The sequence below is a fragment of the Vibrio lamellibrachiae genome (assembly GCF_050337265.1).
Lineage (GTDB): Bacteria > Pseudomonadota > Gammaproteobacteria > Enterobacterales > Vibrionaceae > Vibrio > Vibrio kyushuensis.
Window position 1 is genome coordinate 581,742 of sequence record NZ_JAKJSU010000004.1, and the last position, 12,533, is coordinate 594,274.

The following is a 12,533-nucleotide window of genomic DNA, read 5'->3' on the forward strand; positions in this document are numbered from 1 at the left end:
GCCAACTATACATTGGAAAATCACTCAACAATGAAGCAACTAATTGACTTTATTCCACTAATTATCTTTTTTGTATTATACAAAATGCAAGATATCTATATAGCGACTGGCGCTTTAATCATCGCCTCCGCTATTCAAATCGTAGTGACCTATGCATTGTATAAAAAAGTTGAAAAGATGCAGTTCATCACTTTTATCATGGTGGCTATTTTTGGCGGTATGACGATTTTCCTACACGATGACAACTTTATAAAATGGAAAGTCACGATTGTATACGCGGTATTTGCAATCGGCCTTGCAGTGAGTCATTTAATTGGCAAGTCGGTTATCAAAGGAATGCTCGCAAAAGAACTTACATTGCCAGAAAAAGTATGGGCAAATATTACTTGGGCATGGGTTGTTTTTTTCAGCTTCTGCGCACTACTTAATATCTATGTGGCTTATGAGATGCCACTAGATTTTTGGGTGAACTTTAAAGTATTCGGTCTACTTGCTGCCACGTTTGGCTACACTATTCTCACCGGTATTTATGTCTACAAGTACATGCCGAAAGAGCAAGATAACTCTTCAAAACAGTAGTGCTGTCTACATACTTTCAATTTGGTACAATCGCTACGTTCCAGTTCTAATATTCTAAATCAGCGACCTTTGGGGTCGCTGTGTTGTTTCAGAAATACTAATTATTCAAGGTAAAACCATGTCAGATGCACCTATAGGCCAACTACTTACTCGAACTCTTGCCATGCCAAGCGACTGTAACGCAAATGGAGACATTTTCGGTGGTTGGATTATGTCTCAACTCGATTTAGCTGGGGGCATTCTTGCTAAAGAGATCTCAGGTGGCCGTATCGTTACCGTTTCTGTTTCTAGCATCACGTTTAAAAAGCCTGTAAAAGTGGGTGACGTTGTTTGTGTATACGGTGAATGTACGAAAATAGGCCGTACCTCCATGAGCATTGACCTTGCTGTTTGGGTTAAGCCTGTCAAAGAAAATGGTGTGGGAGAACGGTTTATGGTCTGTGATGCAACCTTCAACTACGTTGCAATTGATACAAATGGAAAACCTCGCGCTATTACCAAAGCTTAAACTCACATTACCATCACATTGTTGCTGGAAAATCCTGTTACTTTCGGTACATTGGTTTTCAATAAAGCATTCCCAATGTAATTAATCACTCTTTATAAGGACATACTATGTGGTACGTTATTTTCTCAACTGATGTTGAAAACTCTCTTGAAAAACGACTTTCTGTTCGCCCACAGCATTTAGAGCGCCTTCAAACGCTTAAAGATGAAGGTCGCCTTCTCACAGCAGGCCCTATGCCCGCTATAGATTCTGAGAATCCGGCTGAAGCGGGCTTTACAGGTTCTACCGTTATTGCTGAGTTTGATTCTCTTCAAGATGCTCAATCTTGGGCAGACGCCGATCCATATATCGATGCCGGTGTTTATGCCAACGTTGTTGTAAAGCCGTTTAAAAAAGTATTTTAAAATGCGTAGATTTCTTATCGGTTGTCTGGTTTCACTAACACTATTAGGCTGTTCTTCAAATGCCGAGCAGCAGCGTCATCTTGAGCTGCTTGCAAACAATAGAGCAAGCGTGTTGAGCGCAGAACTACCTTTAGAGCATGGTCCACTCTCGATCATGCGTGCCAATGCAAAAGGCACAACCATTGAAATCATGATGGTCTATAACGATGATGCTCGGGGTGCGAAGCCTATTCAGCAAGTCATGAACATGAGCATAAATAGCTATTGTGAAAATCCAGAAGTGAAGAGCAATTTGGAAGTCGGAATCAGCTATCGTATTAAAATGCGTAATAGCCGAGGCCAACTCGTCATCGATCAGTACATTGACAATAGCACTTGTAAATAGGCAGTACTTCTAAAATAGATAGTACTTGTCAATTACGGAGCAATATACGAACAAGATGAAATGATACGCTATCGTTTCATCTGTGATACGCATTCAACCCAACTCACTGATACACTTGCATACTCTATATTACGCATATAGAGTATGCGAGTCAGATCGCATCTATTGCCCCTTGTTTTTACAAGCGTCAATTGAAAATTATAAAAACTCATAGTTTGGAGTCCCCCATGAAAAAAATCGTTTCTGCTCTAGCTGTAACAGCAGCGCTTACTTCTTCGGTTGCCTTTGCTTCTACCCCAGTAATGTTCTCATCTATTAATAACTTTAACGCCCCAGACGAAAACGCTGTTGGCGGTGTTCGTGTTGCTGCGCTTTACGGTCAAGTTAATGAAGTTAAAGGTGTGGATCTAGCAATTGTTGGTCTTTCAGAAACCAATAACACAACTGGTGTAAACCTGGGTATTTTCGGTGCTTCAAAAGTTAATGAATCAATGACAGGTGCGTCTTTAGGTTTCTTTAACTGGAATACTGGCTCAACACTGGGTGCAAACGTTGGTGCAGTAAACGTCACTAATGATGTTAAAGGTGCAAACGTAAGTTTTGTAAACTACTCAGAAGGCAACACAATGGTTGATGTAGGCGCAGCTAACTTGTCTGAAACATCAACAGTGCAAGTAGGTATCTTCAACAAAACATCAAAAATTGAAGGTGTTCAAATTGGTCTGATTAACTGTGCTGATAACGGATTCTTCAAGTGTTTCCCTATCATCAACTTTGCTAAGTAGCTCTGCTTTTTCTAACTTAGAGCTTTTTCTTTGCGTTAGAATTCTTACTTTAAAAAGTTGATAAAAATGCCGCTATTAATAGCGGCATTTTTAATTTCAATTCATGGTCACTCTACCGCTACACCGCTTCAGTCCACTCTTTGCGTAACGACTTAGCCGCTGAAACAAGGTTAGTTAATGCCTGCTCTGTTTCAGGCCAGTTACGTGTTTTCAAACCGCAATCTGGATTTGCCCATAAGCGCTCTGCTGGAATCTTCTCTGCTGCTTTTTTAAGTAGATCTTGAATCCACTCTTCCGATGGAATATTTGGTGAATGAATATCATAGACACCCGGACCAATTTCATTTGGATAGTTAAACTCTTCAAACGCTCGTAGCAGTTCCATATTTGAGCGAGAGGTTTCGATGGTGATCACATCTGCATCTAACGCTGCAACTGAATCAATAATCTCATTGAACTCGCTGTAACACATGTGAGTATGTATTTGAGTCTCAGGTTTTGCACTCGCAGCTGATATTTTAAAAGCGTCTACCGCCCACTCTAGGTACTCTTTATGATCTTGCTTCTTAAGTGGTAACCCTTCACGAATCGCTGGTTCATCAATTTGAATTATGTTGATACCCGCATCTTGTAGATCAGACACTTCGTCACGTAATGCGAACGCCAATTGCTGGGCGATTTTTTTACGTGAGATATCTTCACGCGGGAAAGTCCAACATAGGATTGTTACAGGACCTGTAAGCATCCCTTTCATTTTCTTCGATGTTAAAGACTGTGCATAGGTCGTCCAACCAACACTAATTGGCTGTTCACGCTCAATATCGGCAACCACAATTGCAGGTTTCACACAACGAGAACCATAACTTTGTACCCAACCAAACTTAGTTGTTTGGAACCCAGATAAGTTCTCAGCGAAATACTCAACCATGTCGTTGCGCTCAGCTTCACCGTGTACCAACACATCTAAATCTAACGCTTCTTGACGTTTTACAGCATCCGCAATATGACCTTTCAACGCTTGATTATATTCCGTATCGGTTAACTGGCCCTTTTTATGTGCGCTACGTTGAGCGCGAATTTCACCAGTTTGCGGGAAAGAACCAATAGTTGTTGTTGGTAGTAAAGGTAAACCAAGCACATTTGCTTGATGTTGAGCGCGTGTAGCGTACTCTTCACTTCGTTCAGCTAACGCTTTGGTAATGCTGTTAATGCGTACTTCCACTTGCGGTTTGTTTACTGCAGTTGATGAACGTCTGGCTACAATTGGTTGGCTATAAGTGTCACAAGCTAGAACCGCATTGCTGTCTCCATCAAGAGCTGCGGCAAGTAGTGTTACCTCATCTACTTTCTGTTTTGCAAAAGCAAACCAAGATCGAACGTCTTCACTTAAATCAGATTCCAGCTCTAGATCAACTGGGCTGTGAAGTAGGGAACACGATGTACCAATCCATAAACGCTCACCTAACTGCACTTTGACTGGCTCTAAACGTTCAATCAAGGCGCTTAAATCAGCTCGCCATACGTTTCGACCATTAATCACACCAGCAGATAGAACCCAATCTTGCGGCAGTTTAGAAAGAACAAGATCAAGCTGCTCTGGTGCTGCTGATAAATCAACGTGTAGTCCCTGAACTGGAAGCTCTACAATTTTATCAATGGTATCAACGACAGAGTCAAAATACGTGGTAAGCAGTAGTTTTACATCACCTTGAATCACTTGATAAGCTAGCTTAAACGAGTTCAACCATTTCTCTTCTAACTCAAGCGATAAAATTGGCTCATCAATTTGTACCCATTCAACGCCCAGACCCGCTAGTTTTGACAAGATTGCTTGATAAGCCGTAAGTAAACGCGGCAATAATGTTAAACGATCAAAGTCGGGCTCAACTTCTTTCCCTAGGTATAGATAGCTCAAGGGCCCAAGCAGAACAGGTTTGACTTTGTGGCCCGCTTTAATCGCTTCATTCACCTCTTCAAACAGCTGCGGCCAACTGACTTCGAAACTATCGTCTTGGCTAAACTCTGGCACAATATAGTGGTAATTGGTATTAAACCATTTGGTCATATCAGACGCGGCATTTCCGCTCTCCTCTTTTACTTCGCTATTCCCATGAGCACTACCGCATCCACACGTATTGCTAGAATGATTTTGAGACTGGCCACGACCCACCTTAAACAGGGTGTCCAAATCAGGAAAGCCATTGTTATGACGCTTAGGCGTATGGCCCAACAGTAATGCTGTGGTTAGCACATGGTCATACCATGCAAAATCCCCTGCGGTGGCAAAGCTTAACTTTGCGTTCTTTTGGATCTGCCAATTATTCTGGCGAAGTGACGAGCCAACTTCTTTCAGTGCTTTTTGGTCGATCTCTCCACGCCAATACTGCTCTAATGCAAATTTAAGCTCTCGTTTTTCGCCAATACGTGGGTAGCCTAGTATGTGAGTCGTTGTTGTCATGTCCATATTCCTTTTGGTTATTATTTTGCTAAGCAATTCGATTTAGCCTTTAGTCTCTCTAGAATTGAAATCTAGAAGAGCTCTGGATGGCCAAACTATCTCGCTTTTCACAAACATGAACAATCTCCAATTATTCAACTTGTTTATTAATAATTCTCATGTATCAAAAGCAATATAGCCATCTAGATGTTTACACCGCTATTTATTAAAGGTAGATTAGGGTTACTAATGAATATTCAAGGAAGATGAGAGGAACTCATGATTGAGCTAAAACATTTGCGCACCCTCACCTCGCTAAGAGAGACAGGATCGTTAACCGCAACGGCGACTGCACTGCATTTAACTCAGTCTGCGTTGTCTCATCAAATAAAGGATTTGGAATCCCGGATTGGAGGACAACTGTTTTTACGAAAAACACGTCCTGTTAAATTCACTTCAGAAGGTGAAATATTGCTGAAAGTAGCAAATGAGGTGTTACCTCAGCTAGCACGAGCTGAAAATGAACTTGCTAGTTTAAAAGAGGATGTGAATGGTCGATTACATATGGCCATTGAATGCCACTCTTGCTTTCAATGGTTAATGCCTGCCTTAAAGGAGTATCAAATTGCGTGGCCTAGTGTCACCCTTGATTTTTCTTCTGGTTTTGGCTTTGAACCTCTACCTGCGCTGATGGCCGGAGAGTTAGATCTAGTAATTACCTCTGATATCCAACCTAGGTCCGAAGTTCATTATGAACCACTGTTTGACTTTGAAATGCGCCTCATTACGTCTACGACTCACCCTCTTGCAAACAAAGATTTCATCGAACCACAAGATATTAGTGATCAAACCATGCTCTCTTATCCCGTTCAAAAGCAACGGCTTGATATCGTAAAGCATTTCCTACAACCCGCTAATATTGAGCCTCAAAAGTGGAAACAGGCAGATAATACGTTAATGCTTGTACAAATGGTCTCGGCTGGTTTAGGCGTTGCTGCACTCCCAAACTGGGCAATCAGTGAGTTTTCTCGACAAGGGCTAATTAGTAGCAAGCCATTAGGTGAAGGCCTTTGGCGCAGACTATTTGCTGCTACCCGAAATTCCGAAAAAGATAAACGCTATCTACAAGCGTTCTTTTCAACGGCCAGACTACAATGTAAAAGCCACCTTGACGGAATCAAGATGGCTTAATCGTTATTAACCGAAAAAATGATAACAAGAATTAGGCTAGTATTTACTGCCGACTACTACCTGAGCCGATCAAAAGCGTATGAATTCGTTATGGACCAATTTAACGTTCGTACGCTTTAAACTGGTTAGTTAATGGATCGTATTGATAGCCCAACACATCCAACTTCCCAACCAAGTTTTCTACATCCATTTCATACATGCTCACTAGCTCTTCAAAGCTATCGCACTCTATGCGTAATTTTTCATTAACGATACCAAGAAGAATGACGCTATCAAAACGGGATACATTGCTAAGATCCATCACTACGCTCCTCTAGTTCTAAACTCAACAGACTCTAAAAGCGTAGCTGCTATTTTCCAAATATGACGTGATTAAGCTCTAAACTGTCACTAATCCTGACGAAACTGTACTCGCACTTAAGAGCAGTAAAAGACTCACAGTTAACTGCGCTTTATTCACCTCTTTATCCGTCAATAGGTGCCAACATGATACGGCGACACCAAAAAGCAACAGTACAAATAGAGCCACGAGGGGGCTCAGTATCATTGTAAGTTGAGATTCATCTAGCCCATAAATTGTAACCAATGAACAAACAACGAATGCCATAGCCGCTATAACTCCAGCCACAGGTAATACTTTATGAAAAGCTTGTAAACGCGTGCGCGCAACCGTAAGCAATAGATGAGAAAAACTTGCACCTAACAAAAAAATCAACACGAAATAAGCAATAGACTGTGAAAGTTCTGCTTGTTGGCTAACTTGAATCCCAACAAATGAGAGAGCCAAACCGTTGGCGAGATACAACAACCAAATAGGACCTGCATTACGTGTTTTCCCTGTTTGAACTTGCGAGTAAAAATAGAAAATCGCAAATACCACCATAAATACTTCAATTTGCAGTGAAGCAACGGCTAACCATAGTACGCCAATTACAGGTAATGTTTTATGGATACGGCCACGCTGCCCGGGGCAAATATCAGCTTTAACTAAAATGATGGTTAATACTAACTGCGCGCCCAAGAGCATGGCAGGAAAGAGAGAAAGTAGATGATGTACCATAATATCCGCTATTAAAATTGAACAACATATATGTATGGTGGGGATAATAGCAGACTTGCTTTAATTAACTCTACTTTAACAACGCTAAGTGACGTTACATTGCAGCAAAATATTTGAGAAGGTCTTGATGTGTTATAACGCCAAGATATGCCCCCATCTCACCAGTGATCACCCATGGTGGTTGCGCACCTTGTGCTAATAGTAAGGCTATGTCAGACACTTTTGTCGCATAGGGAACCCGGATTATATCTGTTCGCATAACTTGGTTTAAAGGTTTATTCCAAATAGCTAAGTCTTTGGTAGTTTCTATTTTTGTACCCAACGTTGGCGATAGATAATAATTCAGATTTTCTCTATCAACCAAGCCAATACAAGTTTCACCGTCCACAATAGGTAAAACGTCTAGATTCAAGCGATGAGAGTCAAAGAACTCTTTGGCCTTTTTGATCGTATCTTGGGGCTGTAACGTCGGTACATGCAGTTGAGATAAACTTAATATTCCAACACCACGCACGCTCGATTTTCGGCTAAGGAAGTCTTCCAATTGACTTTGATAACTCCACGCTTCATGAAGCTCATTGAGCGGGAGTGGTTTTGAAAAGAAATAGCCTTGTATATAGTCAATGCCGATGCCACACAATACTTCTAGCTCTTGTCTTGTTTCTACTCCTTCCGCGACCACTTTTACGTCGAGCGTATGGGAAAGCTCTGTGATCATTTTAACGATATGATATTTGTGAGACCCCACTTTTATATCTATTACAAACTCTCTATCAATCTTGAGCAGATCAAAGTTACAATCACTTAAGTAAGTAAATGAAGAGTATCCCGTTCCAAAATCATCAATGGCAACGCTCACACCGTGCTGACGAATATTTTTAATTAAAGACGATTGGCTAGATTCACTATCGAAATAAGCACTTTCTGTTAATTCAATGGTAATAAGATTTGGTGTTTTCGCGTAGTCTTCAATCATTACTTCAGCGCTTTTTAAAACAGCTTCAGCGCCAAGTTGTGTATTGAGTGAGCGATTGATGGTTAAGCCAATATTTGGGCCAAATCGTTGTTGGATATCAACTAAATCTTGCAGAGCCCGTGTGCCAACACACCAATCTAAATCCGAGACAAGCCCCATATCTTCAGCTATAGCAACCATATCTTGTGTATTCTCTAATTGCCCTTTTTCATCTCGGAAGCGGCATAACGCTTCAAATTTAACGACGTCCCAAGTATGGGTATCAACAATCGGTTGATAGAACACTTCAATACGTTTTTGTTTAATTGAACTGATTAAGAGATCTTCCCGCTCTTTTCTACGTAGCACTTCCCGATGGATAGCTCCGTGATAGAAGGTGATCATCCCTTTCGCTTGTGAACTTCGCTCTAACATGGCTTGAATGGCATGTGGCACAAGTAGCTTAGGATTATACGTATCATGGCCTAAAACAGAGACGCCGACTTTCCCTTGAACGATCGCCTCATGAATATCTTTACCTGCACTTTGATTTAATGAACTAAAGAACTGTCGTATCGTCTGATGAATCAAACGCACCTGACTAGGCCCTGCTACCTTTTCACACTCCAAAGCCGCAACGAAATGGTTGTTACCCAAATACCCGACTAAGAAACTTTGGCGGTTTTTGTCTAGTTCCTCAGACAAACGAGACTTCATTTCAAACTCGTCACCACTCGCAAAGTTTGGCACGAACGCTAATGCCATCACTATTTTTTCTTCACCACAATCCATCCAATGATTCGCAACACGTTTGATAAACTGAGATTCAGTTGGAAGTTGTGTTAGCAGCTCAACACCACCATGTTCTATATCGGCAACTCGATACAAATGGGTTGATAGATCTACGAACCACTCCAAATAAAACACACGTTCACGAATCACAATCTTTTGAATCGTTAACTCTTGGGGGATAATTTGACCTTCTGCCGTTTGAATGAGTATCACCCCACTCCAGTACCCTTTTTCAGTGACCTCTTTCCACAAAAAGTGGTAAAACTTCTCACTGTGTTTGGCAGAGTTAATGCTGTTTATTGATTTTCCTACTAAGTGAAGATTTGAATACCCTGTGTGTTGTTCAAAATACTCATTAACCAATAAGACGCTACGCTCACTGTCAGTAATCACAATGCCATGGTGTGGATTATCTAAGATCTGTTTAAATAGTGAGGCGAACGTTTGCCCTGTTGAAGGGATTGAAAGCAATGGATACAGTTTTCCTTCTACGGTTTTTCCACTGCTTGGAAATATTTGAAACTCCGCATAGCAAACTTTCCCTTTGTCTAATGAGAAGCTGCAAGCGTATTTTTGTGACGAATGGTGACGACAACTACGGGAAATCTTTTTAAATAGGTTCTCTTGATCTTCAAAGCTTAAGCACGACAGCAAGCCATTTCGAGTCAATGGTGGCAAACGAGAAGCGAACACTTTTTCACACTGCTCTCGGTCGACTTCAAACGTTTGTTCATTAATATGCCATAGCCAATCAACATGCGGTAATTGGCTATGGGTTATCAATGAAGAAAGATCATCAACCAGTGATTGAGCCACATTAGCACCTATATTTGGGATATGGATACTATTAACCGTAGGACAAAAATCAGTAACTGACAGTTATATTAGTTAACTATATTTGTAATAAATAGTTCATGACTGCTTCGGCTTCAACAATCCCTTTATAGCCACCTAGCTCATCGACTAAAACCCAAGGAAAAGGTGTTTTTTCTTCCAACAGTCGATCCAACTCTGTTAATGATAAACAGTAATCCAATTTGGAAAATTCAGTCCGCATTAATTGATTAACGGGCCGTCGCCAAATCGCCGCTTCTTTATTGCTTTCCAAGTCGGTACCCATCTGTGGAGTCATGTGGAGGTTAACTTCCGACCTAGAGACGACACCCACACATTTTTTATTGATAACAATCGGGAACGTTAGAGTTGAGTTAGTCCCAATGATGTCATTGACTGATGACAGTGGCATATTAGGCTCCAGCATGGCAAGAGACTGCGATGCTAGGACGACAAGCGTATTCGCCTCCTTCATTTTTTTAAACTCTTCCAGCTCTTTTGCTAACGTCATTCTGTAATCTAATGTTTTCGCTATATTTTCAATTCCTACGGGTTTTGAAAATAGGTATCCCTGCATAAAATCAATCCCAATAGCTTTGAGTACATTAAGCTCATTGATTGTTTCGACCCCTTCTGCGATCACTTTAATGCCTAACGTATGTGAAAGGTCGGTGATCATTTTAACGATATGGTACTGGTGAGAACCTTTTTTAATATTTTGAACGAAATCTCGGTCAATTTTCAATGTGTCGAAATGTCGGTCACGTAGATAACTAAATGATGAATAGCCGGTACCAAAATCATCAATAGCGATGCCTACCCCTTTATCTCGTATGCGTTGCAACGCTTCACCTTGTTTCGCACTGCTTTCAAAATATGCACTTTCAGTTAACTCAATAGTGATCGACTCAAAACTGTCAGCGTACTGCTCTAACATGTCTGACGTTTCCTGAAGCACGTGTTCGGTTCCCAAAGGAGTATTCAAAGAACGATTTATCGTTAGTCCAATCCCTTCCCCACATATCGCTCTGATGCTGGCCAAATCGCCTAATGCGATGATACCAACGGCGGTATCGAGCTGAGGGATCAGCTCCAAGTCTTCCGCCAGATTAACCATTTCTTGAGTGGTAAAATCAATGGTATCAACGGGAGTAAATCGACAAAGTGCTTCAAATTTTGAAATTTGCCATGTGGCAACATTAATAATTGGTTGATAGTGAACGCTAAGGTGCTGGTTTTCTATCGCCTCTCTGACGATAACTTCAAGCTGTTTTTTTCGTTCCAATTCTTGGTGTGTTTTACTGTGATAGAAGCTGATACTGGTTTGCCCATTTTTCTGGCTCTCCATCATCGCTTGCATAGAGTGTGCTATAGAGCGCTTTGGAATATCAGTGTCGTAACCAATGATAGACACTCCGATACGCCCATTGACTACACTATTATGTATCTGTTTCCCTGCTTCTGATTTCACTTCTTGGAAAAAGAGGCGAATAGACTTCATCAATGCCCGTTGAGTACTAATTTTATTTTGAGAGACACTTTCAACACACACAATAAATACGCCACTAGAGAGATAGCCCGCTAAGCTGCTGTAACGACTTCGAGATAAGGTATCAGAGAAAGCTTGGCGATATTCTAATAGACTCATTTCAGAGAAGTCAGGTTGTAGCGCAATGACTATTTTTTTACTCTCGACGGTATTTGAACAGCAAAGTTCTTCCAGTAGCTCGGTAAATTTTTCTTTAGTTGGCAACTGAGTTAAGAGTTCAACGCCCCCTAGCCCTTTATCAGCGATACGAAATAGCTGATTTGACAGATCGACCGCCATACCAAGATAATAAACTTTGCCATTACTTAGATTTATTTTCTGAATCGTCAACTCTTGAGGATTGATCGAGCCTGAGGCATGGCGACTTAATATATTCCCTGTCCAATGCCCTTCCTCACCGATCTTACGCCACATCTCTTGATAGAACTCATCAGAGTGTTTACCAGCATTGAAAATATTCGTTCTCAACCCAAGCATTTCATTTCTATCAAAACCTTTTAACTGTTCGAAATAGCTGTTGCACGTTAATATGCGAGTATCACTGTCTGTCACAATGATGCCATGGTGTTTATTCTCAAACATTGCCTGAAATATCTCACAGAGATCACTCATTGACGACAAACCAATTAAAGGGCGAAAGGTTCCGCTAATGGCATTATGCTCTGGCTTCTCCATATACACTTCAACCTGAACCAACCCGCCCCCTTTCGGCATTAAAGTGCAATTAAGGTATTCACTTTTCCCAGTTTGCAGCACTCTTACAAGAGCACTTTTCATGTCATTCTGTTGGGGGGCTGGCATGTAATCTAAAATGTCATCCATCGAATGAATCAAGCCTGGACACTGAAGCAAACCTTCAATCATCTCTCTATCAAAATCAAACTCGCGTTTATCTAAATTTAAATGCCACTCATAAGCGACCGAGGAGTTGAATATAATATCGCTATCATGTACACCGACCCCAAGTGATTTACTGTCTAACGCAGTATTCTCAGTTACCATAATTAGCCTCTCCATAGCCGTTAACGTCTAGCCTTATCGATATAGTATTGAC

11 protein-coding genes are annotated in these 12,533 nt (G+C 41.1%); 6 read left to right on the forward strand and 5 right to left on the reverse strand.

Annotated features, from left to right (window positions below):
* The first annotated feature begins 30 nt into the window (after positions 1-30).
* The 5 genes from L4C54_RS02870 to L4C54_RS02890 all read left to right on the forward strand — a co-directional run bounded on the left by L4C54_RS02870 (position 31) and on the right by L4C54_RS02890 (position 2,661).
* Positions 31-579 (forward strand): septation protein A, encoded by a 549-nt coding sequence (locus tag L4C54_RS02870; protein ID WP_428807019.1) that lies wholly within the window; start codon positions 31-33, stop codon positions 577-579.
* Between the two features lie 118 nt (positions 580-697).
* Positions 698-1,087: an acyl-CoA thioester hydrolase YciA gene (yciA, locus tag L4C54_RS02875; RefSeq protein ID WP_428801604.1), complete on the forward strand. Its 390-nt coding sequence runs from the start codon at positions 698-700 to the stop codon at positions 1,085-1,087.
* A gap of 107 nt (positions 1,088-1,194) precedes the next feature.
* Positions 1,195-1,491 (forward strand): YciI family protein, encoded by a 297-nt coding sequence (locus L4C54_RS02880; RefSeq protein ID WP_428807020.1) that lies wholly within the window; start codon positions 1,195-1,197, stop codon positions 1,489-1,491.
* Between the two features lies 1 nt (position 1,492).
* Positions 1,493-1,876 (forward strand): GspS/AspS pilotin family protein, encoded by a 384-nt coding sequence (locus L4C54_RS02885; protein ID WP_428807021.1) that lies wholly within the window; start codon positions 1,493-1,495, stop codon positions 1,874-1,876.
* Positions 1,877-2,103: 227 nt separating this feature from the next.
* A complete protein-coding gene (locus L4C54_RS02890) occupies positions 2,104-2,661 on the forward strand; it encodes a VC2662 family protein (protein WP_428801601.1) in 558 nt (185 codons plus the stop codon).
* A gap of 118 nt (positions 2,662-2,779) precedes the next feature.
* Here L4C54_RS02890 and metE read toward each other — a convergent pair whose 3' ends face one another.
* Positions 2,780-5,119: a 5-methyltetrahydropteroyltriglutamate--homocysteine S-methyltransferase gene (gene metE / locus L4C54_RS02895; RefSeq protein ID WP_428807022.1), complete on the reverse strand. Its 2,340-nt coding sequence runs from the start codon at positions 5,117-5,119 to the stop codon at positions 2,780-2,782.
* A 258-nt stretch (positions 5,120-5,377) separates the two neighbouring features.
* Between metE and metR the strand changes: the two genes are divergently transcribed.
* Positions 5,378-6,289 carry an HTH-type transcriptional regulator MetR gene (gene metR, locus L4C54_RS02900; protein WP_428801599.1) on the forward strand — a complete coding sequence of 304 codons (912 nt, stop codon included), beginning with the start codon at positions 5,378-5,380 and terminating at the stop codon, positions 6,287-6,289.
* A gap of 100 nt (positions 6,290-6,389) precedes the next feature.
* Here metR and L4C54_RS02905 read toward each other — a convergent pair whose 3' ends face one another.
* From L4C54_RS02905 to L4C54_RS02920, 4 genes are all read right to left on the reverse strand, one after another.
* On the reverse strand, positions 6,390-6,590 hold the full coding sequence (locus L4C54_RS02905) for a DUF4250 domain-containing protein (protein ID WP_428807023.1): 201 nt from the start codon (positions 6,588-6,590) through the stop codon (positions 6,390-6,392).
* Positions 6,591-6,668: 78 nt separating this feature from the next.
* Complete coding sequence (locus L4C54_RS02910; protein ID WP_428801597.1) at positions 6,669-7,349, reverse strand: hypothetical protein; 681 nt, start codon at positions 7,347-7,349, stop codon at positions 6,669-6,671.
* Between the two features lie 94 nt (positions 7,350-7,443).
* Positions 7,444-9,912, reverse strand: a complete 2,469-nt coding sequence (locus tag L4C54_RS02915; protein ID WP_428801596.1) for an EAL domain-containing protein — start codon at positions 9,910-9,912, stop codon at positions 7,444-7,446.
* Positions 9,913-9,988: 76 nt separating this feature from the next.
* Positions 9,989-12,481, reverse strand: a complete 2,493-nt coding sequence (locus L4C54_RS02920) for a bifunctional diguanylate cyclase/phosphodiesterase (protein ID WP_428807024.1) — start codon at positions 12,479-12,481, stop codon at positions 9,989-9,991.
* Between the last annotated feature and the right edge of the window lie 52 nt (positions 12,482-12,533).

Bases quoted from the DNA above. Each gene is read 5' to 3' on its own strand.
- L4C54_RS02890 (WP_428801601.1), top strand. From the start codon at position 2,104: ATGAAAAAAATCGTTTCTGCTCTAGCTGTAACAGCAGCGCTTACTTCT.
- L4C54_RS02920 (WP_428807024.1), bottom strand. From the start codon at position 12,481: ATGGTAACTGAGAATACTGCGTTAGACAGTAAATCACTTGGGGTCGGT.
- metR (WP_428801599.1), top strand. From the start codon at position 5,378: ATGATTGAGCTAAAACATTTGCGCACCCTCACCTCGCTAAGAGAGACA.
- L4C54_RS02905 (WP_428807023.1), bottom strand. From the start codon at position 6,590: ATGGATCTTAGCAATGTATCCCGTTTTGATAGCGTCATTCTTCTTGGT.
- yciA (WP_428801604.1), top strand. From the start codon at position 698: ATGTCAGATGCACCTATAGGCCAACTACTTACTCGAACTCTTGCCATG.
- L4C54_RS02870 (WP_428807019.1), top strand. From the start codon at position 31: ATGAAGCAACTAATTGACTTTATTCCACTAATTATCTTTTTTGTATTA.
- metE (WP_428807022.1), bottom strand. From the start codon at position 5,119: ATGACAACAACGACTCACATACTAGGCTACCCACGTATTGGCGAAAAA.
- L4C54_RS02885 (WP_428807021.1), top strand. From the start codon at position 1,493: ATGCGTAGATTTCTTATCGGTTGTCTGGTTTCACTAACACTATTAGGC.
- L4C54_RS02910 (WP_428801597.1), bottom strand. From the start codon at position 7,349: ATGGTACATCATCTACTTTCTCTCTTTCCTGCCATGCTCTTGGGCGCG.
- L4C54_RS02880 (WP_428807020.1), top strand. From the start codon at position 1,195: ATGTGGTACGTTATTTTCTCAACTGATGTTGAAAACTCTCTTGAAAAA.